This is a genomic window from Ensifer sp. GW823-FHT05D09 (genome assembly GCF_058795755.1).
In genome coordinates this window covers 195,908-221,069 of sequence record NZ_JBXAIA010000006.1, presented here as the reverse complement: position 1 = coordinate 221,069, position 25,162 = coordinate 195,908, and the positions used below count along the sequence as shown (strand labels likewise).

At 62.6% G+C, this 25,162-nt stretch carries 26 protein-coding genes, 1 tRNA gene and 1 riboswitch; of the genes, 6 read left to right on the top strand and 21 right to left on the bottom strand.

The annotated features are described in order from the left end of the window. Positions 1-201 precede the first annotated feature (201 nt). Both leuC and AC1Q80_RS18810 read left to right on the top strand, forming a co-directional pair. Positions 202-1,611, top strand: coding sequence for a 3-isopropylmalate dehydratase large subunit (gene leuC / locus AC1Q80_RS18815; RefSeq protein ID WP_173418340.1), 1,410 nt, complete (start codon positions 202-204; stop codon positions 1,609-1,611). Between the two features lie 190 nt (positions 1,612-1,801). Next, positions 1,802-2,338, top strand: coding sequence for a SixA phosphatase family protein (locus AC1Q80_RS18810; RefSeq protein ID WP_492361436.1), 537 nt, complete (start codon positions 1,802-1,804; stop codon positions 2,336-2,338). On the opposite strand, the gene AC1Q80_RS18805 is transcribed toward AC1Q80_RS18810, so the two are convergent. The 3 genes from AC1Q80_RS18805 to AC1Q80_RS18795 form a co-directional block, all read right to left on the bottom strand. After that, positions 2,326-3,540 carry a GNAT family N-acetyltransferase gene (locus AC1Q80_RS18805; protein WP_492361435.1) on the bottom strand — a complete coding sequence of 405 codons (1,215 nt, stop codon included), beginning with the start codon at positions 3,538-3,540 and terminating at the stop codon, positions 2,326-2,328. The genes AC1Q80_RS18810 and AC1Q80_RS18805 overlap by 13 nt on opposite strands. Positions 3,541-3,543: 3 nt before the next feature. After that, positions 3,544-4,194 carry a DUF6875 domain-containing protein gene (locus AC1Q80_RS18800; protein WP_492361434.1) on the bottom strand — a complete coding sequence of 217 codons (651 nt, stop codon included), beginning with the start codon at positions 4,192-4,194 and terminating at the stop codon, positions 3,544-3,546. A 176-nt stretch (positions 4,195-4,370) separates the two neighbouring features. Next, positions 4,371-4,919, bottom strand: a complete 549-nt coding sequence (locus tag AC1Q80_RS18795) for a L,D-transpeptidase family protein (protein WP_492361433.1) — start codon at positions 4,917-4,919, stop codon at positions 4,371-4,373. A 143-nt stretch (positions 4,920-5,062) separates the two neighbouring features. Here AC1Q80_RS18795 and AC1Q80_RS18790 point away from each other — a divergent pair, with 143 nt between their 5' ends. Further along, positions 5,063-5,746 (top strand): response regulator transcription factor, encoded by a 684-nt coding sequence (locus AC1Q80_RS18790; protein WP_492361432.1) that lies wholly within the window; start codon positions 5,063-5,065, stop codon positions 5,744-5,746. A gap of 113 nt (positions 5,747-5,859) precedes the next feature. Beyond that, positions 5,860-6,315: a cyclic nucleotide-binding domain-containing protein gene (locus AC1Q80_RS18785; RefSeq protein ID WP_077500838.1), complete on the top strand. Its 456-nt coding sequence runs from the start codon at positions 5,860-5,862 to the stop codon at positions 6,313-6,315. 111 nt (positions 6,316-6,426) lie between these two features. On the opposite strand, the gene AC1Q80_RS18780 is transcribed toward AC1Q80_RS18785, so the two are convergent. From AC1Q80_RS18780 to tesB, 6 genes are all read right to left on the bottom strand, one after another. After that, on the bottom strand, positions 6,427-7,233 hold the full coding sequence (locus AC1Q80_RS18780; RefSeq protein ID WP_209790426.1) for an exodeoxyribonuclease III: 807 nt from the start codon (positions 7,231-7,233) through the stop codon (positions 6,427-6,429). Positions 7,234-7,412: 179 nt separating this feature from the next. Continuing rightward, positions 7,413-8,072, bottom strand: a complete 660-nt coding sequence (locus AC1Q80_RS18775; RefSeq protein ID WP_173418333.1) for an outer membrane lipoprotein carrier protein LolA — start codon at positions 8,070-8,072, stop codon at positions 7,413-7,415. A gap of 136 nt (positions 8,073-8,208) precedes the next feature. Then, entirely contained in the window at positions 8,209-10,875 is a 2,667-nt protein-coding gene (locus tag AC1Q80_RS18770) for an FtsK/SpoIIIE family DNA translocase (protein ID WP_173418332.1), read from the bottom strand. Between the two features lie 243 nt (positions 10,876-11,118). Beyond that, on the bottom strand, positions 11,119-12,483 hold the full coding sequence (locus AC1Q80_RS18765) for an ammonium transporter (protein ID WP_173418331.1): 1,365 nt from the start codon (positions 12,481-12,483) through the stop codon (positions 11,119-11,121). Positions 12,484-12,511: 28 nt separating this feature from the next. Next, a complete protein-coding gene (locus AC1Q80_RS18760; RefSeq protein WP_053249175.1) occupies positions 12,512-12,850 on the bottom strand; it encodes a P-II family nitrogen regulator in 339 nt (112 codons plus the stop codon). Between the two features lie 230 nt (positions 12,851-13,080). Then, positions 13,081-13,971: an acyl-CoA thioesterase II gene (tesB, locus tag AC1Q80_RS18755; RefSeq protein WP_173418330.1), complete on the bottom strand. Its 891-nt coding sequence runs from the start codon at positions 13,969-13,971 to the stop codon at positions 13,081-13,083. Positions 13,972-14,056: 85 nt separating this feature from the next. Here tesB and AC1Q80_RS18750 point away from each other — a divergent pair, with 85 nt between their 5' ends. Next, positions 14,057-15,271 (top strand): ubiquinone biosynthesis hydroxylase, encoded by a 1,215-nt coding sequence (locus AC1Q80_RS18750; protein WP_173418329.1) that lies wholly within the window; start codon positions 14,057-14,059, stop codon positions 15,269-15,271. A gap of 227 nt (positions 15,272-15,498) precedes the next feature. Here AC1Q80_RS18750 and AC1Q80_RS18745 read toward each other — a convergent pair whose 3' ends face one another. From AC1Q80_RS18745 to AC1Q80_RS18730, 4 genes are all read right to left on the bottom strand, one after another. Then, on the bottom strand, positions 15,499-15,687 hold the full coding sequence (locus AC1Q80_RS18745) for a Trm112 family protein (RefSeq protein ID WP_077500831.1): 189 nt from the start codon (positions 15,685-15,687) through the stop codon (positions 15,499-15,501). A gap of 10 nt (positions 15,688-15,697) precedes the next feature. Beyond that, positions 15,698-16,378: an LON peptidase substrate-binding domain-containing protein gene (locus tag AC1Q80_RS18740; protein WP_176354365.1), complete on the bottom strand. Its 681-nt coding sequence runs from the start codon at positions 16,376-16,378 to the stop codon at positions 15,698-15,700. 125 nt (positions 16,379-16,503) lie between these two features. After that, entirely contained in the window at positions 16,504-17,481 is a 978-nt protein-coding gene (gene trxA / locus AC1Q80_RS18735) for a thioredoxin (protein ID WP_492361431.1), read from the bottom strand. A 58-nt stretch (positions 17,482-17,539) separates the two neighbouring features. Beyond that, positions 17,540-18,049 (bottom strand): prolyl-tRNA synthetase associated domain-containing protein, encoded by a 510-nt coding sequence (locus AC1Q80_RS18730; protein WP_173418326.1) that lies wholly within the window; start codon positions 18,047-18,049, stop codon positions 17,540-17,542. A 253-nt stretch (positions 18,050-18,302) separates the two neighbouring features. Between AC1Q80_RS18730 and AC1Q80_RS18725 the strand changes: the two genes are divergently transcribed. Continuing rightward, a tRNA-Gly gene (locus AC1Q80_RS18725) sits at positions 18,303-18,377 on the top strand. 132 nt (positions 18,378-18,509) lie between these two features. Here AC1Q80_RS18725 and AC1Q80_RS18720 read toward each other — a convergent pair. The 8 genes from AC1Q80_RS18720 to AC1Q80_RS18685 all read right to left on the bottom strand — a co-directional run bounded on the left by AC1Q80_RS18720 (position 18,510) and on the right by AC1Q80_RS18685 (position 25,077). Then, the gene (locus AC1Q80_RS18720) at positions 18,510-19,532 is read right to left on the bottom strand and encodes an aldose epimerase family protein (protein ID WP_492361430.1); all 1,023 of its coding nucleotides are present in this window, start codon (positions 19,530-19,532) and stop codon (positions 18,510-18,512) included. Positions 19,533-19,619: 87 nt separating this feature from the next. Continuing rightward, a complete protein-coding gene (locus AC1Q80_RS18715; protein WP_492361429.1) occupies positions 19,620-20,804 on the bottom strand; it encodes a vWA domain-containing protein in 1,185 nt (394 codons plus the stop codon). A 15-nt stretch (positions 20,805-20,819) separates the two neighbouring features. Next, complete coding sequence (metA, locus tag AC1Q80_RS18710; protein WP_173418323.1) at positions 20,820-21,746, bottom strand: homoserine O-acetyltransferase MetA; 927 nt, start codon at positions 21,744-21,746, stop codon at positions 20,820-20,822. A gap of 63 nt (positions 21,747-21,809) precedes the next feature. Then, positions 21,810-21,887: riboswitch (SAM riboswitch) on the bottom strand. A gap of 113 nt (positions 21,888-22,000) precedes the next feature. Beyond that, a complete protein-coding gene (locus AC1Q80_RS18705) occupies positions 22,001-22,459 on the bottom strand; it encodes an NUDIX hydrolase (protein WP_492361428.1) in 459 nt (152 codons plus the stop codon). After that, positions 22,456-23,295, bottom strand: a complete 840-nt coding sequence (locus AC1Q80_RS18700) for an AAA family ATPase (protein WP_173418321.1) — start codon at positions 23,293-23,295, stop codon at positions 22,456-22,458. The genes AC1Q80_RS18705 and AC1Q80_RS18700 overlap by 4 nt, the downstream gene beginning before the upstream one ends. 122 nt (positions 23,296-23,417) lie before the next feature. Continuing rightward, positions 23,418-23,798, bottom strand: a complete 381-nt coding sequence (locus AC1Q80_RS18695) for a RidA family protein (protein WP_492361427.1) — start codon at positions 23,796-23,798, stop codon at positions 23,418-23,420. Positions 23,799-23,807: 9 nt separating this feature from the next. Beyond that, positions 23,808-24,413, bottom strand: a complete 606-nt coding sequence (gene leuD, locus AC1Q80_RS18690; protein ID WP_173418319.1) for a 3-isopropylmalate dehydratase small subunit — start codon at positions 24,411-24,413, stop codon at positions 23,808-23,810. Between the two features lie 232 nt (positions 24,414-24,645). Further along, positions 24,646-25,077, bottom strand: coding sequence for a VOC family protein (locus tag AC1Q80_RS18685; protein WP_173418318.1), 432 nt, complete (start codon positions 25,075-25,077; stop codon positions 24,646-24,648). Between the last annotated feature and the right edge of the window lie 85 nt (positions 25,078-25,162).

The window sequence follows — 25,162 nt, the reverse complement described above, 5'->3', positions numbered from 1 at the left end:
TACGGCCTCATGGAATCCAAGTTCGGATGTCGAGAGCAGAAAATCGTCGTGCTGCAGGACCACAAGCGTCTGCCGGCACGCTTTTTCGCGCGCGTATCCGGGGCGCTGACAAGCCTCCTATCCTGATCCCTTGATCAGCGTTTCCGGCCGCCCTGCTGCCGGCTTTTCCCTTCTTTACGAAAATTCGATGGATATATCGCCATGAGCGCACCGCGTACTCTCTATGACAAGATCTGGGACGACCACCTGGTCAACAGCCAGGACGATGGAACCTGTCTTCTCTACATCGATCGTCATCTCGTTCACGAGGTGACGAGCCCGCAGGCATTCGAAGGTCTGCGCATGGCCGGCCGCAAGGTCCGTGCTCCGGAAAAGACACTCGCCGTCGTCGACCACAACGTGCCGACCTCGCCTGATCGCCACCTCGGTATCAAGAATGAGGAAAGCCGCATTCAGGTCGAGGCGCTCGCCACCAATGCGGCCGAGTTCGGGGTTGAATACTACTCCGAAAACGACAAGCGCCAGGGCATCGTGCATATCGTCGGCCCCGAGCAGGGCTTTACGCTGCCCGGCATGACCATCGTCTGCGGCGATAGCCACACCTCGACGCACGGCGCCTTCGGTGCGCTGGCACACGGCATCGGCACGTCCGAAGTGGAGCACGTGCTGGCGACCCAGACGCTGATCCAGCAGAAGGCCAAGAACATGCTGGTGCGTGTCGACGGCCAGCTGCCGCCTGGCGTCACCGCCAAGGACATCATCCTTGCCATCATCGGCGAAATCGGCACTGCCGGCGGCACCGGCCACGTCATCGAGTTTGCCGGCGAAGCCATCCGCGCGCTGTCGATGGAAGGTCGCATGACCATCTGCAACATGACGATCGAAGGCGGCGCCCGCGCCGGCCTGATCGCGCCTGATGAGACGACCTTCGAATACATCAAGGACAAGCCGCGCGCGCCGAAGGGCAAGGCGCTGGAGATGGCGATCGACTATTGGAAGACGCTGCACACGGACGAGGGCGCACACTTCGATCGCGTCGTCGTGCTCGACGCGGCCAATCTGCCGCCGATCGTCTCCTGGGGTTCGTCGCCCGAGGACGTCATTTCGGTTCAGGGCATCGTCCCGAACCCGGATGAAATCCCGGAAGAAAACAAGCGCACCTCCAAGTGGCGCGCGCTCGACTATATGGGCCTGAAGCCCGGCACCAAGATCACCGACATAGCGATCGACCGCGTCTTCATCGGCTCGTGCACCAACGGTCGCATCGAGGACCTTCGCGCCGTTGCCGCCGTCGTCGAGGGCCGCAAGGTCGCGTCGACGGTTTCGGCGATGATCGTTCCGGGCTCCGGCCTCGTCAAGGAGCAGGCGGAAGCCGAAGGCCTCGACAAGATCTTCCGCGAAGCCGGCTTCGACTGGCGCGAGCCGGGCTGCTCCATGTGCCTGGCGATGAACGACGACCGGCTGAAGCCGGGCGAGCGTTGCGCCTCGACCTCCAACCGCAACTTCGAAGGACGTCAGGGCTTCAAGGGACGCACGCACCTGGTGTCGCCGGCAATGGCGGCAGCCGCTGCGGTCGCCGGACATTTCGTCGACATTCGCGAGTGGAAATGATCGGGCGCGCGCGGAAATAATCCCGCGCGCGTGGACATAAGCCGGTTCTTGAGCTTTTCCGGCGTTGATGGCCGCCCTTCGGGGCGGCCTTTTTTATGGTCCACTCTTGCCGGGACAAAATGGCGGTGTGATGCCAGAATAACCCGATACCTGTCAGTGAGGATCGCACGTCGTTGCGAGGGAGGACGTAATGGCCAGGGATCACAGGACGCAGACATACCGCCTGATGCTGTTGCGCCACGCCAAGTCCGCCTGGCCCGAAGGTGTTCCTGACCACGATCGACCGCTTGGCGAGCGCGGCCGCAAGGCGGCGCCGCTGGTCGGCGCCTACATGGAGCGAAAAGGGTTGATCCCCGGACTGGCGATCGTTTCCACGGCGCGGCGGGCTCGGGAAACCTGGACGCTGGTCAAGGGTATCCTGCCGCCGCCAATCCCTGCCCGTGAGACACGCGACATCTACGAAGTTGCAGCACCGGCCATTCTGGCCACCATTCGTGCGGTCGACCCGGCCATCCGCAACCTGCTTGTCGTCGGGCATAATCCGGGCATGGAGGATCTCGCCCTTCAGCTTGCCGGTTCGGGTAGGCAAGAAGCGCTTGCGCGCATGCAGCAGAAATTTCCGACGGCGGCGCTTGCCGTGTTCGAGTTCGACGGCTCCAGCTGGGAGGACCTGGCTGCAGGCGGGTGTCGTCTCGTCGATTTTGTCACGCCGCGTCAGCTGGGCTGAGAAGACTGCCCGGCTCGGATCTTTCGCATCACAAGCTTTTGCACCAGGGCGGCCGGCAGGCGCCTTGCCAAGGCCTTGGCCATCGGTTGCAGTCGCGCCAGGACGAGCGCGCGCAGCAACCGGCCGCGCCAGGAATATGCGAAGGCATAGTCCCTGATGGCCACAAGCCCGTCGGCATGCTGCATCTTGTAGCAGTCCGCCGGCGCCAGCAGATCAAAGATCGTGTTGCCACGGTGGGCGGCCGCCGCGAATGTTCGATGGATGAGCAACCGTCCGAGGCCCTCGCGCTCGTAGCCAGGGTCGGTTGCCAGCACGTGGCCGAAGGTGTGGCCCTTGCAGTCGAAGGACAGGTCGACGCCGATCACTCTCCCGTCGCGGGTGATTGCCGAGACGTGCAGGCCCGTCGCGAGATCGCCGGCAAGATCTTCGAAGAACGCCTGGAAGCGGCTGTCCATGACGGTCGGCGACAGGATCGCGTTTTCGAGCAGCCAGTTTTTCTTGATGGCGATTGCGGTCGTGACCGCTGCCTCGGCTGCCGGGCCCGAACCGGGCTCGGAGAAGCGGATGTCGCCGCGTTCGCGGAGCCTTCGCAATCGGCGCCGGTAGTTCGATCGCTCGCGCGCGGAATAGGCGATGCCCGGACCATCGGCCGTCACCCGACGCGACAGGCATGCGAACGGCGCCTGCACGTCGCCCGGCAGGCACGCGCCGACCGCGATGGCTGATCCGCAGAGGGCGGCGTCTGACCGCACCCGGCGGGCCCAGAACATGTCGGCACCGAGCGCTTCCACGGCATTCCAGCCGGCTTCGAGCAAGGCGTGTCCGGTATCGCCGGCTTCCACGAGCACGTCGCCGAACTGCGCCACCGGCGCGCCCATGAAGCCGAGCGTGTCGATGCCGAGCTCGCGACGACGCACCAGCGGCCAGACGGTGACAAGGCGTCCGTCGATACGGCCGGTGAGAATAGAGAGCTGCGTCTTTGCGTCGAGATAGTGCCGTGTCCAGTAGCGCAGGAAGATATGGCGCTGGAAGACCTGCTGAGGTGCTGCCGCTCGCTCGAACAGATCGTCCCAGTCCCCCTGCAAGGCCATGAAGCCTTCGAGGCTTGTGACGACACTGATTTCAAGGTCGTCTCCCAAACGGCCGAGGATCGGACTCCGTTCGATTGTCTCGGCGATCGGCGACGTCGCTCGGCCGGGCATGGCTCAGCGGCTTCGGAAGTGATTGACGAGCCGCCGCGTTCCCTTGATCGGGAAACGGGCGAGATAGGCAACCATGAGAGCGGGATGGAGCGCGGCAAACGGGGCGTCGTTTTCGACCAGATGCCGGATCGCCAGAACCGGCATCGGCGAGCGCAGCGGCCGGAAGTCCGGATTCCACAGGCCGCGATCCTCGGAACCTGCATGCATCATGCCGATCATCCGGGCGCGCGCGAGCGAGTAGAACCGGTGCCGCCGCTGGATCCGCTTCAACATCGCGATCCCGTCCTGATCGGCGCAATCCGGAAAGCCGACGATGACGGTGCGGAAATGCTTCATCGCGGGCTTGCAGGGGATGGCTTCAAGCGCGCCGAACGCACCACGGATAAGGGCGAAAGCGTCGTCTTCGTCACCGGGGCGCGCGCGGGAAATCGCGAGGCGAACCGTATCGATCTTGGCGGCCTGGCGGGTAAAGGGGCAGACGGCGCCGGCTCGTCCGAGATCGGGATGACTGTTCATCAGATAGGATTCGACCCAGTCGAGCAGCCGCGCAATATCGGGCCCTTGCAAGGGGCCGTCCGCGAGATCGCGAACCTCCCCTATCCCGAAGAAGCGTCCATCGGTCACCGGTATCGCTTTGGCCATCGTCGTCAGCATCGGCTGCACTCGCCCTGCAAATCTTGCCCTGCAAATCTTGCTTGTGGCTACATAGATGTCAGAGCTTGCGGAAGTGTTTATGGTTGTGCGCGACGAGATTTCTCGTTCGGGTTATGCTTTCCGAATTCTCATGTCGAACGCCGATATGGGGGCATATTGGCGCAGATGCGGAAGGGTTACAGAACCTTGACGATGGTGCCGCGACGCAGGTGCGGGATCAACCGGCGCATGGAGGCCAGGCTGATGGCGACACAGCCCTGGGTCGGCTCGTAGCCGGGACGGATGAGGTGAAAGAAGATCGCCGACCCGGCATGACGGCGGCGGCTGGTCATGTTCCAATCCATCACCAGGCAGACGTCATAGAGCCCATCGTCACGCATCATCTCCTCATGGCTCGGCGCGAACGGCGCCTTGGCCGGGCGATTGTAACAGGCATGATCGGGAGCATCGCACCAGAGCATTCCCTGGCGCGTTGCCATTGTCGGCAGTGACGTCGGCGGCAGCACGATCCTGTCGCGCCTGACATAGCCGCCGACGAGCTTCATCGCTGCGCGTGGCGTCGCGCCGTCGCCCTCGCGCTTGCGGCTGGTGATGCCGCTGCGGCCGATGGCGGCTTGCTCCGTGCGGCCATCGAAGGTAACCAGTGCACGCCTGCGATCAAGCGGGGCAGGTCGGACGGTGATGACGGATTTGACTGGCCTTCTTCCCGACGTTTTCTTGCGCATCTCTCTCACAGATTTTTGAATTGTCCGTGATTTGGCGGGCACCATAAGCACGGTTGCATATATAACGCGGTTCCAAAACCGGTTCGCTTGCCAACACGGGCATTTGAGTTAGTTTGAAACCGGAAGCAAACAGGAATTGTCCCATGGCGACCCGTACCATTCTTCTTGTCGATGACGACAATGACCTGCGCGAAACGTTGGTCGAGCAGCTTTCGCTCTACGAAGAGTTCGATCTTCTCCAGGAAGCCTCTGCCGGCAAGGGTGTACAGGCGGCGCGCGCCCAGCAGGTCGACCTGTTGATCATGGATGTCGGGCTGCCCGACATGGATGGGCGTGAGGCGGTCAAACTCCTGCGCAAGGGTGGCTTCAAGGCGCCGATCATCATGCTTACCGGCCACGATACCGATTCCGATACGATCCTGGGTCTCGAAGCCGGTGCCAACGATTATGTCACCAAGCCATTCCGCTTTGCCGTGCTGCTCGCGCGCATCCGCGCGCAGCTACGCCAGCACGAGCAGAGCGAAGATGCGACGTTCAGCGTCGGTCCCTATACGTTCAAGCCCAGCCAGAAGCTGCTGACGCTCGAAAACGGCCAGAAGATCCGCCTGACCGAAAAGGAAGCGGCGATCATCCGCTACCTCTATCGTGCCGACCAGAAGGTGGTGACGCGCGACGTGCTGCTCGAGGAAGTCTGGGGCTACAATTCCGGCGTGACGACGCACACGCTCGAAACGCATGTCTACCGGCTTCGCCAGAAAATCGAGCGCGACCCTTCCAATGCCGAGATTTTGGTGACAGAGAACGGCGGCTACAAGATCGTTCCGTGAGGCGGCGACGTCGGATGATTTTCCGTATGTCAGTCGCTCCAGACTATTTGCATCGATTGCGATGCTCTTGGGTACCGAGCCCGAAAGCGTCGTAATTCAGGGAGGTTAGCCGCTTGGCGCTCAACGACGACATCGTTCTTCTGTCCAACGTGCCGCTTTTTGCCGATATCAGCGAGGACAAGCTGAGGCTGATCGCCTTTGGTGCGGAGCGTCGCCGGGTGTTCAAGGGGCAGGAGCTGTTTCGCGAAGGTGCGCCGGCCGATTGCGCGTTTGCCATTGCCAGCGGCAGTCTCTCGCTTTCGAAGGCCAATGCCGATGGCGCGATGGAAGAGATCACCACCGTCGGTCGCGGCGCGCTTCTGTCCGAGCTGGCGCTGATCTCGATGGTGGAGCGCAAGTTCACCGCGACCGCCGACGAAGACAGCGAAGTAATCCGCATCAATCGCCCGCTCTTCCGGCGCATGCTGGAAGAGTATCCGGAAGTTGCCGCCCTCGTCGAGGCGCGCATCCGTGAGAACTTGCAGGCGATGATCAGGCGCGCTGGGGCGCTCGCCGGCCGCTTCGCCTGACGGTCATCCAGTCAACGGTCTGACGCCAGGCGCTTTTGCCCGCCACCGTATTTGCGCGCATGCGGGCGCTGCGCCCGGCCGGCGACCCGACAGCCGTCGGCGATCCGGAGGCTAGATATCGAAATGCGCGATCACCGGCACATGGTCCGACGGCCGCTCCCAGCCGCGTGCCTCACGCAGGATGTCCACCTGTGTGAGCGTCGGTGCGAGGTCGGCCGACGACCAGATATGGTCGAGGCGCCGGCCGCGGTCGGCCGCCTCCCAATCCTTCGCGCGGTAGCTCCACCAGGTATAGAGCTTGGTCGGTGATGGTGCATGCTGGCGCATCAGATCGACCCAGGCGCCGCCGGTCATCACCGAGGTCAGGCCTTCGGTTTCGATCGGCGTGTGGCTGACGATCTTCAGGAGTTGCTTGTGCGACCAGACGTCGTCTTCAAGCGGAGCGATGTTGAGATCGCCGACGAGGATCGACGAGATGCCGGCCTCGGCTTCGGCGTGCAGCAGCTTCATTTCATCGACGAAATCGAGCTTGTGGCCGAACTTCGGATTGATCGAGCGGTCCGGTTCGTCGCCGCCGGCCGGAACGTAGAAATTGTGCAGACGGATCTTCTTGCCGCCCGCTTCAAATACCACCGAGAGGTGGCGCGCATCGCCGACGCCACAATAGTCGCGGCGATCGCTGAGTTCGTGCAGCGGCAGCCGCGAGATCGTCGCGACGCCGTGATAACCCTTCTGGCCGTGCATTTCGATATGGTTGTATCCAAGCGCCTTCAGCGGCTTCGACGGAAACTGGTCGTTGGGGCACTTGGTTTCCTGCAGGCAGAGAATATCGGGCTGCCAGGTCTTCAGGAGGTGTTCGACCAGCGGCATGCGCAGGCGAACGGAGTTGATGTTCCACGTGGCGACGGAAAGGGCCATTGCGCATTCCCCATGATCGGGTGGGTCCGGGCGTTCGACCAATGGGAAGCCGGCTCAGGACGGGTGTATTCTCGATGTCCGAGCGGTTTAAGCAGGTCCGGCGGCCGGCGACAAGGAAGGCATGAAAAAGGCCGCCAGAAGGCGGCCGATGTCCACAAGCACGGCTACGGAAAAGGCCGTCAGCGGCCCTTGTTGCGCACTTCGTCGTAGGGGATCTTGAATACCTTGTCGTCCAGCGCCATGCCCGTCTGGACGTTGAAGATCATCACCGAGGTGTCCTTTTTCTGCGCATCGGTGATCGTCCACTGGCGCAGGTCGTAGGTCTTCGGGTCGAACATCATGGTGATGGTCGAATCGCCGAAAATCGAGCGATCGCCGAGCACGATGGTGATGAGGTCGGATTCTTCCTTGACGCCGCGCACCATCTTGCCGGTCAGGTCGATCCGTTCGCTGAGCAACAGGTTCAGCGGCGTCTTCGACAGCGGATAGATGTCCCAGGTCTTCAGCTTCATGTTGCCGATGACCACCGACTTGCCGTCGGCGATCACGCGCATGGGCGAAGGCGCCTCGTAGTTGAAGCGGATGCGGCCAGGGCGGCGGATGTAGAACTTGCCACCGGTCTGCTCGCCGCGCGGCCCGAATTGCACAAATTCCCCGGCCATGGTTTTGACGGACGAGAAATGGTCGGCGATCTTCTGGGCGGAGCCCGTGGCCTGCGCAAAGGCCTTCGTGATGTCGAGACCGGCACCACCCATGCCCGCAAGCGCCGCAAGGCCACCAACGAATACACGGCGCGACATCGCGGGATTGTTGCCTTGGGTGGTTTTCGTCTCTGTCATCGCAGTCTCCTTCATTTCCTTGATCATCTGGAGCGCAAGTGCGGCACCTTCAAGGCGTTTTTCATGGCCTTCGGCGGGCCGCGCTCTCACATGACCGTTACCGGGCTTTGAACACCGCCCGTGACAGGAGCCGGGTTTACCGGCCGGTGATATCCGCTTCCGTGGGCACGAGGATTTCTCGTTTGCCGGCGTGGTTCGCCGGGCCGATGATGCCTTCCTGCTCCATGCGCTCGATCAGCGACGCGGCCCTATTATAGCCGATCCCGAGGCGACGTTGCACGTAGGATGTGGAGGCCTTGCCGTCACGCAGGACGATCGCCACGGCCTGGTCATAAGGGTCGTCGGAATCGGCAAGATTGGACGTGCCGGCCGGGCCGCCGCCATCACTGTCCTCGTCGTCATCTTCGGTGATCGCGTCGAGATACTGCGGCGTGCCCTGGGTCTTGAGATAGGCGACGACTTCCTCGACTTCGGTGTCGGACACGAACGGCCCGTGCACGCGCTGGATACGCCCGCCGCCGGCCATATAGAGCATGTCGCCCATGCCGAGCAGCTGCTCGGCGCCCTGTTCGCCAAGAATGGTGCGGCTGTCGATCTTCGAGGTCACCTGGAAGGAGATGCGGGTCGGGAAGTTGGCCTTGATCGTGCCGGTGATGACGTCGACCGAGGGGCGCTGCGTTGCCATGATCACATGGATGCCGGCGGCGCGCGCCATCTGCGCCAGCCGCTGCACAGCACCTTCGATGTCCTTGCCGGCGACCATCATCAGGTCGGCCATTTCGTCGATGATGACGACGATATAGGGCATCGGCGACAGATCGAATTCTTCGGTCTCGTAGATCGCTTCGCCGGTCTGGCGGTCGAAGCCGGTCTGCACCGTGCGGGTGATCGCGTCACCCTTGGCGAGCGCCTGCTCGACGCGGGTGTTGAAGCCGTCGATGTTGCGCACGCCTATCTTCGACATCTTCTTGTAGCGCTCTTCCATCTCGCGCACCGTCCACTTGAGCGCGACGACCGCCTTTTTCGGGTCGGTCACGACAGGCGAAAGCAGGTGCGGAATGCCGTCATAGACGGAGAGTTCGAGCATCTTCGGGTCGATCATGATCAGGCGGCACTGGTCGGGACGCAGGCGGTAGAGCAGCGACAGGATCATGGTGTTGATCGCCACCGACTTGCCCGAGCCGGTGGTGCCGGCAACCAGCAGATGCGGCATCTTGGCGAGGTCGGCGACCACGGGTTCGCCACCGATGGTCTTGCCGAGCGCCATGGCCAGGCGCGCCTTCGAGGTCTCGAAGTCACGCGAGCCGATCAGCTCGCGAAGGTAGACGGTTTCGCGGCGCTGATTCGGCAGTTCGATGCCGATGGCGTTGCGGCCGGGAACGACGGCGACGCGGGCAGCGATCGCGCTCATCGAGCGGGCGATGTCGTCGGCAAGGCCGATGACGCGGGAGGACTTGATGCCCGGCGCCGGTTCCAGTTCGTAGAGGGTGACGACCGGACCGGGGCGGACGTGGATGATCTCACCCTTGACGCCGAAGTCCTCCAGCACGCCTTCCAGCATGCGGGCGTTCTGCTCCAGCGCATCGGCGGAGAGCGAGGCGTCGCGGGTGACGTTCTTCGGCTCGGCGAGAAAATGCATCGGCGGCAGCGCGAAATCGCCGTCGTCGTCCTCGACGAAGGAGCGCTGCGCTTCGCGTTCGAGCCGCTGGCTGGTTTTCGGGCGAGGCGGTGGCGTGGCAACACGCGAACCGGCCTTCGCCAGGCCCTGCTTCGGCGGTGCGGCTTTTGGTGCCCAATCGGATGCGACGTCGTCATCCTCGTCATCGGGCAGAATGCCGGCAGGGCGACGCTCATCCATGAAGGGCATATCGTCATCATCGTCGGCCATGATCGGTGGCGGTGTGACGATGCGGCGTTCGGAGCGGTCGAGCGACGGTTCGATGCGGTCGCCGGCAGCCATCGGCTTCGGCCGGGCCGGCTCGTTCAGCGTGCCGAATTCGTCATTGTTGAAATCGTAGGGTTCGTCGTACTGGCGCTTGGTCGGGGTGCGGGTGCCGCTCATGCCGAAGATACGGCGAACGCGCGCCTGCACGGTGTAGCGCATATGCGCGAAGGAGCCCATCAGCAGCGTGAAGGGACCTTCGCTGTCGTCCTCGTCCAGTTCGTCGCGCACGGTGCGCGCCTTGCTCGGCGTCGGTTCCTCGATCTCGTCTTCGTCCTCTTCCTCGCCGACACCGATCAGGCCGGCGCTGTAGATCAGGCACCAGGCGGCAGGGGCGGCAAAGATGCAGGCAAGGACGGTGGCAAAGGTGCCGGTCGGGAAGGAGCCGATGAACAGAGCGGGAAAACGCAGGATCATGTCGCCGAAGACGCCGCCGAGGCCATTGGGCAGCGGCCAGGTGATCGGCGCCGGAACACAGCTCAAGGCAGCGCCGGCAAGCACCGATCCGACGAACCAGAGGGCGAGGCGCTTGACGATCTTGTCGAAGCGCTTGCCACCGATCAGCACCAGTGCCCAGGCAACGGCCGGGAGCAGGGCGACGACGCTGGCAAGCCCGAAGAACTGCATGAAGATATCGGCGAACGCTGCGCCTGCATAACCAAGCACGTTGGTCGGTTCGTCCGATGTGGCGTAGGAGAAGCTCGGATCGGCAACGTTCCATGTCGACAGCGCAGCGATGGCCAGCGCCAGCGCGCCAAACAGCGCGAAGCCCGCCAGCGACGCGATCTGTCGCCAAACGAATGTTGTTAGCACGAACCGGTTGGAACGGCTGTCAAGCGCTGCCGGATTGCTTCTGCTCATGTTGCCTGCTGCCCGTCTCGATCTTCTAGGCACATTGCGCGCCATGGAATCAACCTAAGCGAAGCACGGTTAATGCGACATTAACCATGCGCGTGTGCCGCTAAAATACCGGTGGGCGGAGGCCCGCAAGCGCTGAAATTCAGCAAAAAAGCCCGGATCTCTCGATCCGGGCCAAAGGCGATCCGCATCAGACGGACCGCGACGGGACGGTGAGCGGCGCCTGTTGACGGCGCCGCGATTGGCTTAGCTGTGGTAGGCGGCTTCGCCGTGGGACGAGAGGTCGAGACCTTCGCGTTCGGCTTCGACCGAAACCCTAAGACCGACGATCGCATCGACCACCTTGTAAAGGATGGCCGAGACGACGCCGCACCAGACGATGGTGATGGCAACGGCGGTGAGCTGGGTCATGAACTGGCCGCCCATGGTGACGCCGTCGGCATAGCCGATGCCGCCGAGCGAGGACGAGGCGAAAATGCCGGTTGCCAGCGCGCCGAAGAAGCCACCGACGCCATGGACGCCGAAGACGTCAGCGGTGTCGTCGTAACCGAACTTGTTCTTCACCACCGAGACGAAGAAGTAGCACAGCGGCGAAACGATCAGGCCCATGACGATTGCGCCCATCGGGCCGGCAATGCCGGCAGCCGGCGTGATGGCGACGAGGCCGGCGATCATGCCCGAGGCGGCACCCAGCATCGAGGCCTTGCCGCGGGTGAAGGTTTCGACGACCGACCAGGAGAGGATGGCCGCTGCGGTTGCAAGGAAGGTGTTGACGGTTGCGAGCATCGCGCCGCCGGATGCCTCGAGGTTGGAGCCGGCGTTGAAGCCGAACCAGCCGAACCACAGCATCGCCGCACCGACGAGCGTCAGCGTCATCGAATGCGGTGCCATCATGTCCTTGCCGAAGCCGGTGCGCTTGCCGACCATGATTGCGCCGATGAGGCCAGCGACGCCGGCATTGATGTGAACGACGGTGCCGCCGGCAAAATCGAGAGCGCCCATGCCGAAGAGCAGGCCGTTGCCGTCCCAGACCATGTGGGCGATCGGGAAGTAGACGAAGGTTGCCCAGAGAACGGAGAAGAGCACGGCTGCCGAGAACTTGATGCGCTCGGCAAAGGCACCGATGATGAGGGCCGGCGTCAGCGCCGCGAACGTCATCTGGAACAGCATGAAGATGTATTCCGGAATGACCACGCCTTCTGAGAAGGTGGCCGACGTGCTGTCAGTCGAGACGCCTGCCAGGAACATCTTGGCAAAGCCGCCGAAGTAGGGGCTGGTCGAGCCGCCGAAGGCGAAGGAATAGCCGTAGACGACCCAGACGATCATCATCGTTGCGCCGATGACCGTGCACTGCATCAGCACCGACAGCATGTTCTTGGCGCGCACGAGGCCGCCATAAAACAGCGCGAGGCCTGGGATCAGCATGAAGAAGACGAGCAGGGTGGAGATGAACATGAAGGCCGTGTCGGCCTTATCGGGAACGGGGGCTGCGGCGGTGGCAGCGGCTGCTGCCGGTGCGGCTTCCTGGGCAAAGGCGACGACCGGCGAAAGAAGGGCGGCAGAGGCTGCGCCGATCCTGACCAGAGAGGTAGAAAGTTTGCTTGACGACATCGAAATAGTGCTCCCTGAACGGCGTGGCTTACAACGCTTCTGAATCGGTTTCGCCGGTGCGGATGCGCACGGCATGGTCAATCGAATAGACAAAGATCTTGCCGTCACCGATCTGGCCGGTCTTGGCGGCGGCGGCGATCGCTTCCACGGCCCTGTCGACGACTTCCGAGGGGACTGCGATCTCGATCTTCAGCTTTGGCAGGAAGCTCACGGCGTATTCGGTGCCGCGATAGATTTCGGTATGTCCCTTCTGGCGGCCGTAGCCTTTGACCTCGGTTACGGTCAGGCCCTGGATGCCAACAGCAGTGAGGGCTTCACGAACCTCATCGAGCTTGAACGGCTTGATAATGGCCATCACAATTTTCATCGGTTTCCCATCCTTGTTCGCCTCCGGCCGGAGGCCATCTCTCCTTGCTGCGAACGCTAAAAGCGCCTTGCAACCGGACAGCTACATTCAAGGGGCGTGCCAGATTCGTTGTGATGAGCTAAGACTATGAAAAGGCATGGAAAAATTATCACGCGCGGCATGTGTGCCGCGACGCGCTAAAAAATCGTCATTTTAGAAGATTAAAAAATAGGCAGAAAAGATTAAGCGCCTTATTTTTGTTCAGGTGCCTTTTTCCGGATCAGGCCTTCCTGCGCCACCGAGGCGATCAGAACGCCGGAACGATCAAAAAGGCTGCCACGGGTCATGCCGCGGGCACCATGGGCGCTGGGGCTGTCCTGGGTGTAGAGCAGCCAGTCGTCCATCCGGCAGGGGCGATGGAACCACATGGCGTGATCGAGGCTTGCAACCTGCAGGTTGCGATCGAACACCGATGTGCCATGGGCATAGAGCGAGGTGTCGAGCAGCGTCATGTCGGAGAGGTAGGCAAGTACGGCCGCCTGCAGGTGACGTTCGTCGGGCACGTGACCGACGGCCTTGACCCAGACGTCCTGTGTCGGCTTGCCGTCGTTGCGCGCAAAATAATGGCTGAGCGAGACCGGGCGGATCTCGATCGGCCGCGGCCGCTCCCAATAACGGCGGATCGCTTCGGGCGCATGCGCCAGGAACTTGTCCTTCAGTTCCTGCTCGCCCGGCAGGGTTTCCGGCATCGCCACGTTGGGGATGTCGATCTGATGTTCGAAGCCGTCCTCGTCGTACTGGAAGGATGCCGACATCGAGAAGATCGCCTTGCCGTGCTGGATGGCGACGACACGGCGCGTGGCGAAGCTGGAGCCGTCGCGGATCCGGTCGACCTCGTAGATGATCGGCACCGAGGGATCGCCGGGGCGCATGAAATAGGCGTGCAGCGAATGCACGTAGCGACCCTCGTCGACGGTGCGCTGGGCTGCCACCAGCGCCTGGCCGATCACCTGGCCGCCGAAAACGCGCTGCCAGCCGACCTGGGGACTGCGGCCACGAAACAGGTTCTCCTCGAGCTTTTCGAGGTCGAGTGTGGCAAGCAGCGCATCCATGGGCGTTGCGGTCTCAGTGGGGCGCGACATTTCGGCTGTCTCCAAAGGTAGGAACGGCGATGGCATTGATCTATATAGGCATGAAACGATGCTCAAGTGCGACGGGAGAAAGCGGATGATCGATGTGTTGATTGCCGGTGGCGGCTATGTCGGCCTTTCGCTCGCGGTATCGCTGAAGAAGGCGGCGCCGCATCTTGCGGTCTCCGTCATCGACGGCGCGCCGGAAGGGGCCTGGAAGCGCGACGAGCGTGCCTCGGCCGTCGCTTCCGCCGCCGAACGCATGCTCGACGTTCTCGGCGTCTGGCAGGCGATCGCACCGGAGGCCGAACCGATCCGACGTATGGTCATCACCGATTCGAAGACGTCGGATCCGGTGCGCCCCGTGTTTCTCACCTTCGACGGCGAAGGCGAAGAGGGCAGGCCCTTTGCCCATATGGTGCCGAACACCGCCATGGTCGGCGCGCTGCGCGCCGCCTGCGAGGAATTTGGCGTGACGGTGCGTCAATCGACGATGGTCGAAACCTTCGAGAGCGGCGATCATGCGGTTGCGGTCACGCTTGCCGGCGGCGAACAGCTGGAAGCCCGGCTGCTGGTTGCCTGCGACGGCGTGCGCTCGAAGCTGCGCGATGCCGCCGGTATCAAGACGGTCGAGTTCGACTACGGCCAGTCGGGCATCGTCACCACCGTCGAGCACGAGCGCCCGCATGAGGGTACGGCCGAGGAGCATTTCCTGCCAGCCGGCCCCTTCGCGACGCTGCCGCTCAAGAACAACCGTTCGTCGCTGGTGTGGACCGAGCGCACCGCCGATGCCGAGCGGCTGGTCAAGGGCGACGATTTCCTGTTCGAGGAGGAACTCGAGCGTCGCTTCGGCCACCGGCTCGGGCATCTCAAGGTCGTCGGCGGCCGGCGCGCGTTTCCGCTCGGCCTGACGCTGGCGCGCGATTTCGTAAAACCGCGGTTTGCGCTTGCGGGCGACGCCGCCCACGGCATCCATCCGATCTCCGGCCAGGGCCTCAATCTCGGCTTCAAGGACGTGGCGGCGCTGGCCGAGACGATCGTCGAGGCCGACCGCCTCGGGCTCGACATCGGTTCGCTGGCCATTCTCGAGCGCTACCAGAGCTGGAGGCGCTTCGACACGTTCCGCATGGGGGTGACGACTGATGTGCTCAACCGGCTGTTTTCGAACGACATCACGCCGGTCCGGATCGCCCGCGATTTCGGCCTTGGGCTCGTCGACCGACTGCCGTCGCTGAAAAGCTTCTTCATCCGCCAAGCAGCCGGCATCGCCGGCGACGCGGACCCGCGGCTGCTTTCCGGCCAGCCGATCTGATCCGCAAAGCGCGGCATTCCTGGGTTTGCCCCCTCACCCTAGCCCTCTCCCCGCAGGCGGGGCGAGGGGATTTGGTTGCGTGCGCGGCGATGGCGCCACATCCAAGAGAAGAGACTTGGCACCGAGCGTGCGGCGGATTTCCTTCTGCCCGCTTGCGGGAAGAAGGTGGCCGGCAGGCCGGATGAGGGGTCGTTGGGCGTATTGGGCGCTTGGCCGGCAGCCTAGCGTCAGTCTTCGATCTTGCGCGCCTCGGAGATCAGCATGATCGGCACGCCATCGCGGATGGGGTAGGCGAGCCGCGCCTTTTCCGAAATCAGCTCGCCCGCTTCGGCGTGGTAGCTGAGCCGGCCCTTGGTCAGCGGGCAGACGAGCAGCTCGAGCAGTTTCGGATCGACCTTGCTGGCGTTGACGTCCACGAGCCCTCGCTTACTGCAGGATATTGTCGACATCGCCGAAATTGCGCGCGAGCACGATCTCGGTAATGGCGATCAGCGTTTCGGCGCGGGTCTTGAGGTCGGGTGCTTCCAGCAGCGCCTGTTTCTCGGCCGGCCCGTAGGGGGACATCATTGCCATCGAGTTGACCAGCGTGCGGTTGCTGGCGCGCTCCACACTCTCCCAGTCGGCCTTCAGCTTGTTGGCCTCCAGATAGGCCCTGAAGGCTGCCAGCAGCGCCGAACGGTCGACCAGGCTCTCATCGTCGCGGTTTTCGAGATCGGCGGTGAACGGGCCGATGCGGAAGCGGCGGTAGCCGCGCGTGCCGGCGACTTCGTTGAACAACCGGTAGCGGCACACGCCCGTCAGCGAGGTGATGTAGCGGCCGTCGCCGGTTTCGGCAAAGGAAGTGATGCGGCCGATGCAGCCGACCTGACAGAGTGCTGGAACCGGCCCGACGCCGATATCGTTGCGGCCTTCGCAGAAGGAAGGCTGCACGATCCCGATCAGCCGATTGCCGGAAAGGGCATCGTCGAGCATCGCCAGATAACGCGGCTCGAAGATGTTGAGCGGCAACTGGGCGCCAGGCAAAAGCAGCGCGCCGGTCAGCGGAAACACCGGAATGATCTCCGGCAAGTCCTGCGGACCTAGATAACGTGCATTTCCGACATGCATTCCGATCGACCTTGCAGATGTCCGGTCTCGCCCCCGCCACACATCGCTGCGTGGCCAACCAGATCAAGAAATGGTGCGCCCCCTGAAAATCTCAAGGGAAAAACGCACCGATCTTGCTGCATGGCTCAGGAAAACAGGATCGACGACAGCTTGCGGCGGGCGGCGATCGTCGCCGGGTCTTTCGGACCCCAGACTTCGAAGAAAGAGACGAGCTCACGCCGTGCGCCGTCATCGTCGAAAGCCCGGTCGCGTTTCATGATCGTCAACAGGTGATCCGCCGCGCCATTGCGGTCGCCTTCGACGTTGCGGATCTTGGCCAGCATCAGGCGGGCTTCATGGTCGTCAGGGTTTACGGCCAGGCGCTGTTCCAGAGCATTGGGATCGCCGAGCTTGCGGGCTTCCTCGATCTGGTCGAGCTTCTTGGCAACCGCGCTGATGCCGGCATCCTTGGCAAGATCTTCCGGCAGGCTCGAAAGCGCTTCGCGCGCTTCGGCGATCTGGCCGAGGGTGATCATGCAATCGACCATGCCGGCAATCGCCACCACATTCTCCGGATCTGCCTGCAGCACCGCGCCGAAGAGGCCGGCGGCGTTCTCGGCATCGCCCGTCTCCAGCAGAGCCTTGGCGTCGGCGAGCACGGCCTCGATCTCGGCCTTGCTGTCGTCGACGGCAGGGCCGGCGACCTTTTCGATGAATTGCTTGATCTGGCTCTCAGGCACCGCCCCCATGAAGCCGTCGACCGGTCGCCCGCCGACGAAGGCGATGACGGCCGGGATCGACTGGATGCCGAGCTGTCCGGCAATCGATGGATGGTCGTCGATGTTCATCTTGACGAGCTTCACGCGGCCGGCAGCTTCCGTCACGACCTTTTCGATCACCGGGGTCAGCTGCTTGCACGGACCGCACCAGGGCGCCCAGAAATCGACGAGAACAGGCTGCTGGCGCGACGCGTCGAGCACATCCTTGGCGAAGTTGGCGGTCGTCGTTTCCTTGATCAGATCGCCGCTTGGGGGCGCGGCTGCGGCCGGCTGGCCGCCAAAGGAAGCCGAAGCGGTCATCTGGTTGCCGAAGGACCCTGCATAGGGATTGTCGTTGCCCGTCATTCTTCTCTCCTCGCCGGCTCTTGATCCGGCTTCCTGCATTCGCGCCAAAGATCGTATGTCAGGCTGTCACTTTCAAGACAAGCGGTTCATGTCCCGTGGCTTCCATGAAGCGCAACAGGTCCTTCGAGCCGATCGAGGTCGTCGCGTCGTTGGACAGCGGGTGGCAGTTGATCACATCGAATGCCATCAGCTCCTCGTCGATGATCACCTTGACGTTGCCGCCGGTATCGTTGATCGCGCCGAGTGCCGTGACCGCTCCCGGGATGACGCCGAGATACTCCATCAGCTTCTCCGGCTTGCCGAAGGAAACCTTGCTGGCTGCGCCGATGACCTGGTGCACCGTCTTCAGATCGACGGTCGCGTGCTCCTCGACGGTCAAAAGGAAGTAGTTGTCCTTCTTGTCCTTCACGAACAGGTTCTTGGTGTGGCCGCCGGGAATTTCGTCACGCAGCGCCACCGATTCGGCCACGGTGAACACGGGCTCGTGTTTTTTTGTGCTGTGCTCGATGCCGAGATCGTCGAGAAAGCGGAAAAGGTCGTCCGCGGTCTTCGGTTGCGCGTCGTTCATCGGGGTGATTCTCCTGGCGATCGATTTTTTTCCAGTCTGCTTTAGGGGAAAACGGCCGCGGCGTGCAATCTCACAGACGCCGGTGGGGCGCGAAAACGCGGCATTTGCGGGCTTCCTGAGGAGGCTCCCAAAAAATATTCGATTTCTCGACATTTCCCTGTTGCATTCCAAAATCGCTTAGGCCATATAGCGCCCGTCGCCGCAAGTCAGCGGCACCCACGGTCCACCGACTACCCCCGGACCGAGGTAATGAGCGGGTGTAGCTCAGGGGTAGAGCACAACCTTGCCAAGGTTGGGGTCGGGCGTTCGAATCGCCTCACCCGCTCCAATTTTCCCAACCGATTGTAATATAATTATTCTTCGCCTCGGGCGAAGAGCCTGGATATGTAGGCCAAGCCGCAGCCGTGATGGCTTACGTTCGCGGCAATGCACGCGTCACCGATGGTCTCGGCAAAAATTCTCAGCTCTTCATGAAGACATAATCCGTTTCCTGGCGACGGATTTCGCCCGGGCGCAGAACCGCGTTCGGAAAGCCCTCGTGATTGACGGCATCCGGCCACACCTGGGTTTCCAGGCAGAAGCCGGCAAAAGCGCCATAGCGACGTCCTTCGAGACCGGGCACCGGTACGTCGAGCTTGAAGCCGGTATAGAGCTGGACGCCGGGCTCCGTCGTCAGCACTTCCATCGTCACGCCGGAATTGAGACTGCGGGCAAGGGCGACCGAGTGTTTCGCCATGCGTTCCCGCGAGAGGCAGAAATTATGGTCGTAGGCGATGCGTTCGCCCTCGGCCTGGCGCTTGAGCGAGGTCATTTCCCTGAGATCGAAAGCGGTGCCTTCGACCGGGCGGATTTCTCCCGTCGGCACCTGGCGCTCGTCGGTCGGCAGATAATGGTCGGCGGCAATCATGATGTCGTGGCCGAGTGCATCCGCGCCGCCATCCAGATTGAAATAGCTGTGCTGACAGACGTTGGCGAGCGTCGGCCTGTCGCTCTTAGTCTCGTAGACGACACTGAGCAGGCCGCCGGGCTTCAGCTGGTAGGTGCAGCGGATCTGGCAGTTACCCGGATATCCGGCGCGGCCATCCGGATCGGTGATCTCCAGCGTGGCGCTGTCGCGCGTCCGCTCGACGATCGTCCAGTTGCGCTTGCCGATGTTGTCGCTGCCGCCATGCAGGTGCGTCACGCCCTTTTCGTTGCATTCGAGCTGGTGGCTCTCGCCATCGAGGGTGAAGCGACCGCCGCCGATGCGGTTGGCACAGCGGCCTGGCGTCGCGCCGAAATAAGGAGAATGGGCGACATAGCTCTCGAGATCGGTAAAGCCGAGTACCAGCGGCGGCTCATGGCCATCCAGCCGCAGGTCCTGGATCACGCTTCCCCAGGTAAGAATATGGGCGGTCAGGCCTCCACCGGAAAGCACGACACGATGAACCGGCTCACCTGATGGCAGGTGTCCGAAGATTTCCGTGTCCGCATGCTTGTCCATCGTCTGGTTCTCCCCGTCCTTGCGGCAAGCAACCTGCGTCATTTCCTGGGGATCGGCAACCGGAAATCGAGATTTTCTGCGGTAGATTCAGCGCGATAGTTGTTTCGTCGCGTCCTGCAGTCCGCTGAGCGTCAACGGAAACATGCGGCCCGCGAAGAGGCCTCTGATCATGGCGATCGACTGGGTATGGCCCCAGTGCATTTCGGGGACCGGATTGAGCCAGATGGAACGGGGAAAGTGGGCGGCGATGCGCGACAGCCAGAGCCCGCCGGCCTCGTCGTTCCAATGCTCGACCGAGCCCCCAGGGTGGCTGATCTCATAGGGGCTCATCGATGCGTCGCCGACGAAGATCGCACGGTAGTCGCCGCCATAGGTGCGCAGCAACTCCGTCGTGCGGGTGATGTCGGCCCGTCGGCGGCGATTGTCCTTCCACAGGCCTTCGTAGACGCAGTTGTGGAAGTAGAAGTGCTCCATATGGCGGAATTCGCCGCGTGCGGCGGAAAACAGTTCCTCGACGATGCGGATATGATCGTCCATCGAGCCGCCGACGTCGAAGAACATCAGGAGCTTGACGGCGTTGCGCCGTTCCGGCCGCGTCACGACATCGAGATAGCCGTGTTCGGCGGTAGCGCGGATGGTGCCGGAAAGGTCGAGTTCGTCGGCCGCCCCCTGGCGCACCCAGCGCCTGAGCCGTTTGAGCGCCACCTTGATGTTGCGCGTGCCGAGCTCGACCGTGTCGTCGTAATCCTTGAACTCGCGCCGGTCCCAGACCTTGACGGCGCGACGGTGGCGCGAGCCGTCCTGGCCGATCCTGATACCTTCGGGGTTATAGCCATAGGCGCCGAAGGGCGAGGTGCCCGCGGTGCCGATCCATTTGGAGCCGCCCTGGTGACGCCCCTCCTGTTCGCTGAGCCGCTGGCGCAAGGTCTCCATCAGCGTTTCGAAACCGCCGAGGCTCTCGACCAGGCGTTTTTCTTCTTCCGTCAGGTACTTCTCGGCCAGCTTGCGCAGCCATTCCTCGGGAATGGCCGCCTGTTCGAATTCATCAGGGGGATTGATGGCCACGAGGCCGGAAAAACAATGCCGAAAGACGCCGTCGAAGCGGTCGATATGGCGCTCGTCCTTCACCAGCGCCGTGCGCGCGAGAAAATAGAACGCCTCGATATCGAAGGTCGCGATGCCGGCCTCCATGCCCTCGATCAGGGACAGGAATTCCCGGAGTGTCACCGGGATCTTCGCAGCCTTCAATTCGAGGAAGAAGGGGATGAACATCGCAGCCTCTGATCCCTAGCTTTCGCCCCGGCCGATCAGGTCCATGTCGTAGGGCGTTGTCTGGTACATCTCGTTGATCCAGTTGCCGAAGAACAGATGCGCGTGGCTGCGCCAGCGGTTCTGTGGCGGCAGGGTCGGATCATTGTGCGGAAAGTAGTCGTGCGGCATCTTGATCGGCACGCCGGCGTCCACGTCCCGGAAATATTCGTCCGACAGCGACGTGGAATCATACTCCACGTGGTTGAACATGTAGAGGCGCTTGCCCCTCTGCTCGTGTACAAGGCAGACGCCCATCTCCTTCGATTCCATCAGGATCTCTAGGTCGGCCACGCCATTGATGTCGGCGCGGCGCACTTCGGTCCAGCGCGACACCGGCACGGCGAAATCGTCGGAGAAGCCGTTGAGATAGACGGAGGAGGGCTGCAGGTTCTGGTGGCGGTAGACGCCGAAGGCCTTCTCCTTCAGCGGATATTTCGGCACGCCATGGAAATGATAGATCGCCGCCATCGCGCCCCAGCAGACATTCAGCGTCGAATGCACGTTGGTCGTCGTCCAGTCGAGGATACGCTTCAGCTCGTCCCAGTAGGTGACGTCCTCATAGTCCAGCGTTTCGACGGGGGCGCCGGTGATGATGAAGCCGTCGAACTTGCGGGCCTTCACCTCTTCCCAGGTCTCGTAGAAGGCGAGCAGGTGTTCTTCCGACGTGTTCTTTGCCCGGTGCGCGCCGATGCGGATCAGCGACAGCTCGACCTGCAGCGGCGAGGCGCCAATGAGGCGCGCCATCTGGATCTCGGTCTTGACCTTGTTGGGCATGAGGTTGAGGAGCCCGATCTGGAGCGGGCGGATGTCCTGACGGATCGCCACGGTCTCGGTCATCACCCGCACACCCTCGGTCGCGAGGGTTTCGAAGGCGGGCAGCGTATCGGGTATCTTGATGGGCATGGGGCTTCCACTCGATCAATACAAAAAAACCGGCGGCGATTGATCGCGACCGGTCCTCGGAAAATCCACGTTTCCTCGGCCCTTTAGCGATTTGTTTAACGTGGCTGCAAGCCGGCCGGCCAAATCACCACGGATTATTTGATAGCGCGGCAAGGGCGCGGGGGTCAATGAAAAACGATTCGCCGGCTAAATGGCCCCTCATCCGGCTGCCGCCACTTTCTCCCCGGCAGGCGGGCAGAGGGTTAGTCCTCGGGTTAAACCCGAGGAGAGGGGCTGAGGCTTTGGGCTAGCAAAAAGTCCAGAGCGTCTTGCATACCATAGCCGAGCCGGGGCGCAGCCTCGTCAAAACCAAGCCAGAAGAAGCGAAAGCGGATCGGCGGGCCGCCGCCGTCCGGCGTCATTTCGAAGTGCAGCCAGGTTTCCTTTTGTTCGCCGGAAAGCTGCGCATGGAAATAGTGCCGGCGGTGCCAGATCGGGTGGCCATCCTTGGTGAAGCGATAGTCCTGCGTTGCAAGCGGCAGCAGTGATGCCGGCGGCGCCAACCCTGTCTCCTCGACAAACTCTCTGACTGCCGCGACCTCAGGGCTTTCGCCAGGTTCCATCGTGCCGCCCGGGACCTGCAGGTCGATTTCAGGAAAATCTGGCTCGTTGAAGACCAGCAGCTGCTCCCGCCAGGTGGCGTAGATCAGCACCTTGTGGGCGTCGGGTGTCATTGGTCGCGGCGCGCCATGAAGGCCAGGCGTTCGAAGAGATGGACGTCCTGCTCGTTCTTGAGCAGGGCACCATGCAGCTTCGGCAGCATGGTTTTCGGATCGGCGCGCAGGTCGGCCGGATCGATCTCGTCGGCGACGAGCAGGCGGATCCAGTCGAGCGCTTCGGAGGTCGAAGGCTTCTTCTTCAGTCCCGGCACCTGGCGGATGTCGTAGAAGGCGGCAAGGGCGGCCGAAAGGAGGGTCTTGCGGATGCCGGGATAGTGCACCTCGACGATGCGGGCGAGCGTGTCGGCGTCGGGAAAGCGGATATAGTGGAAGAAGCAGCGGCGCAGGAAAGCGTCCGGCAGCTCTTTCTCGTTGTTGGAGGTGATGATGACGATCGGCCGCTGGCGGGCCTGGATCATCTCGTTGGTCTCGTAGACGTGGAACTCCATGCGGTCGAGTTCCTGCAGCAGGTCGTTCGGAAACTCGATGTCGGCCTTGTCGATCTCGTCGATCAAAAGCACGACGCGTTTTCCGGCCTCGAAAGCCTGCCAGAGCTTGCCCTTGCGAATGTAGTTCCTGACGTCGTTGACGCGCGCGTCGCCGAGCTGGCTGTCGCGCAGGCGCGAGACGGCGTCATATTCATAGAGCCCCTGCTGCGCCTTGGTCGTCGACTTGACGCTCCACTCGATCAGCTCGAGCTCGAGGGCTGCGGCGATCTGGCGGGCAAGTTCGGTCTTGCCGGTGCCGGGCTCGCCCTTGACGAGCAGCGGCCGTTCCAGCCGGATCGCGGCGTTGACCGCGATCATCAGGTCCTTGTCGGCGATATAGTCGGCGGTGCCTTCGAATTGCATGGGGCTTCTTCCGGTCATGGGGATGCGGGCGACGGCTCTGGCAAGAGCCCGTCGTCCTACCTCTGCAGTAGCGCATAAGCGGGGCGGCTGCCAATGCCGTGCCGGCGGCAGCCCGCCAGAGGTCAACCGCGGAAGGCGGTGACCTCGATCTCGATCAGCATTTCCGGTCGGATGAGATCGCAGACGATCATGGTGGCGGCTGGCCGGATGTCGCCGAACATCTCGCCGAAGATCGGAAACACCCGGTCGGCGAAGCTGGCATCGGTGACGTAGTAGTGGTTGCGCACGACATCTGCGAGCGAGAAGCCCGCTTCCTTCAGCGCGCCCTCGATCGTCTTCAGGCAATTGCGTGCCTGCTCTTCCACCGTTTCCGGCATGGTCATGGTGGCGTAGTCGTAGCCGGTGGTGCCGGAAACAAAGCACCAGTCACCCTTGGCGACGGCACGCGAATAGCCTGCCGTCGTCTCGAAGGGTGAACCGGAGGAGATGAGCTTGCGCGTCATCCCTTCAGCTCACGCCCAGGGGCGCGAGGCGGCAGTCGACTTTTCGAAGGTGTCGATGGCTGTTGCCTTCTCCAGCGTCAGGCCGATGTCGTCGAGGCCGTTCAGCAGGCAGTGGCGCTTGAAGGCATCGATCTCGAACTTGACAGTGCCGCCGTCCGGGCCGGTGATTTCCTGGGATTCCAGGTCGATCGACAGGATGGCGTTGGAGCCGCGCGAGGCGTCGTCCATCAGCTTGTCGAGGTTCTCCTGGCTGACGACGATCGGCAGGATGCCGTTCTTGAAACAGTTGTTGTAGAAGATGTCGGCAAACGAGGTCGAGATCACGCAGCGGATGCCGAAGTCGAGAAGCGCCCACGGCGCATGCTCGCGCGAGGAACCGCAGCCGAAGTTGTCGCCGGCGACCAGGATCTTGGCGTTCTGGTAGGCGGGCTTGTTGAGCACGAAATCCGGGTTGACCGAGCCGTCTTCGTTGTAGCGCGCTTCGGCGAAAAGTCCGGTGCCGAGGCCGGTGCGCTTGATCGTCTTCAGGTAATCCTTCGGAATGATCATATCCGTGTCGACGTTGACGACGGGGAGGGGAGCGGCGACGCCGGTGAGCTTGACGAACTTTTCCATAACTTCAGGCCTTCGATTTCAGCGAAATGTTGCGTAAGCGTTTAGATCAGTTTTGTGCCGAAATGAAGGAAAATCTATCCTGAAGGCAGCTGCCGGGCGGGTGAAATCACCTACCCGGCCGCGGTCATAGCGGTTGTTGTCTGCGTTGGAGCGCCCTGGCCGCTCGGCTTGGCGGACGTCGGCCGGATTCTGGTGCCGGTTTCAACCTGCCTTGAGCCTAGCCTGCCTTGGCTTAGCCTGCCTTCGTCGGTGCGTTCAGCGCCCAGAGCACGCCGAAGGGGTCGCGCAACTGCCCATAGCGATCGCCCCAGAACATCACCTCGATCGGCATCACCACTTCGGCGCCGGCGGCAACCGCCTTGCTCCACCACGCGTCGATGTCGTCGACCGGCAGCATCAGGCTGAAGGCCTGCGGCTTTTCCAGGGGATGGCCGTATTCCGGATAGGCGTCGCTCAACATCAGGGAACTGCCGTTGATGTGGAGATGGATGTGCATCGTCCGTCCCTGATCGTCGACCGGTTGCCGATAGGCTTCCTTGGCGCCGAAGGCGCGCTTGTAGAATTCCGCAGCCTTGGCGGCGCCTTCGACCTGCAGATAGGGTACCAGCCCGTTCAGGGCCTGCGGCAACTGGTTTGCGTCTGTTTTCTGCGTCGTGCTGTCCATGTCATGCTCCTATTGAGGAATGATAACCTGGCCATGGTCTTTGCTGGCCTGATCCAAGGACGAACGCAGAGGGGACTTGCCGACA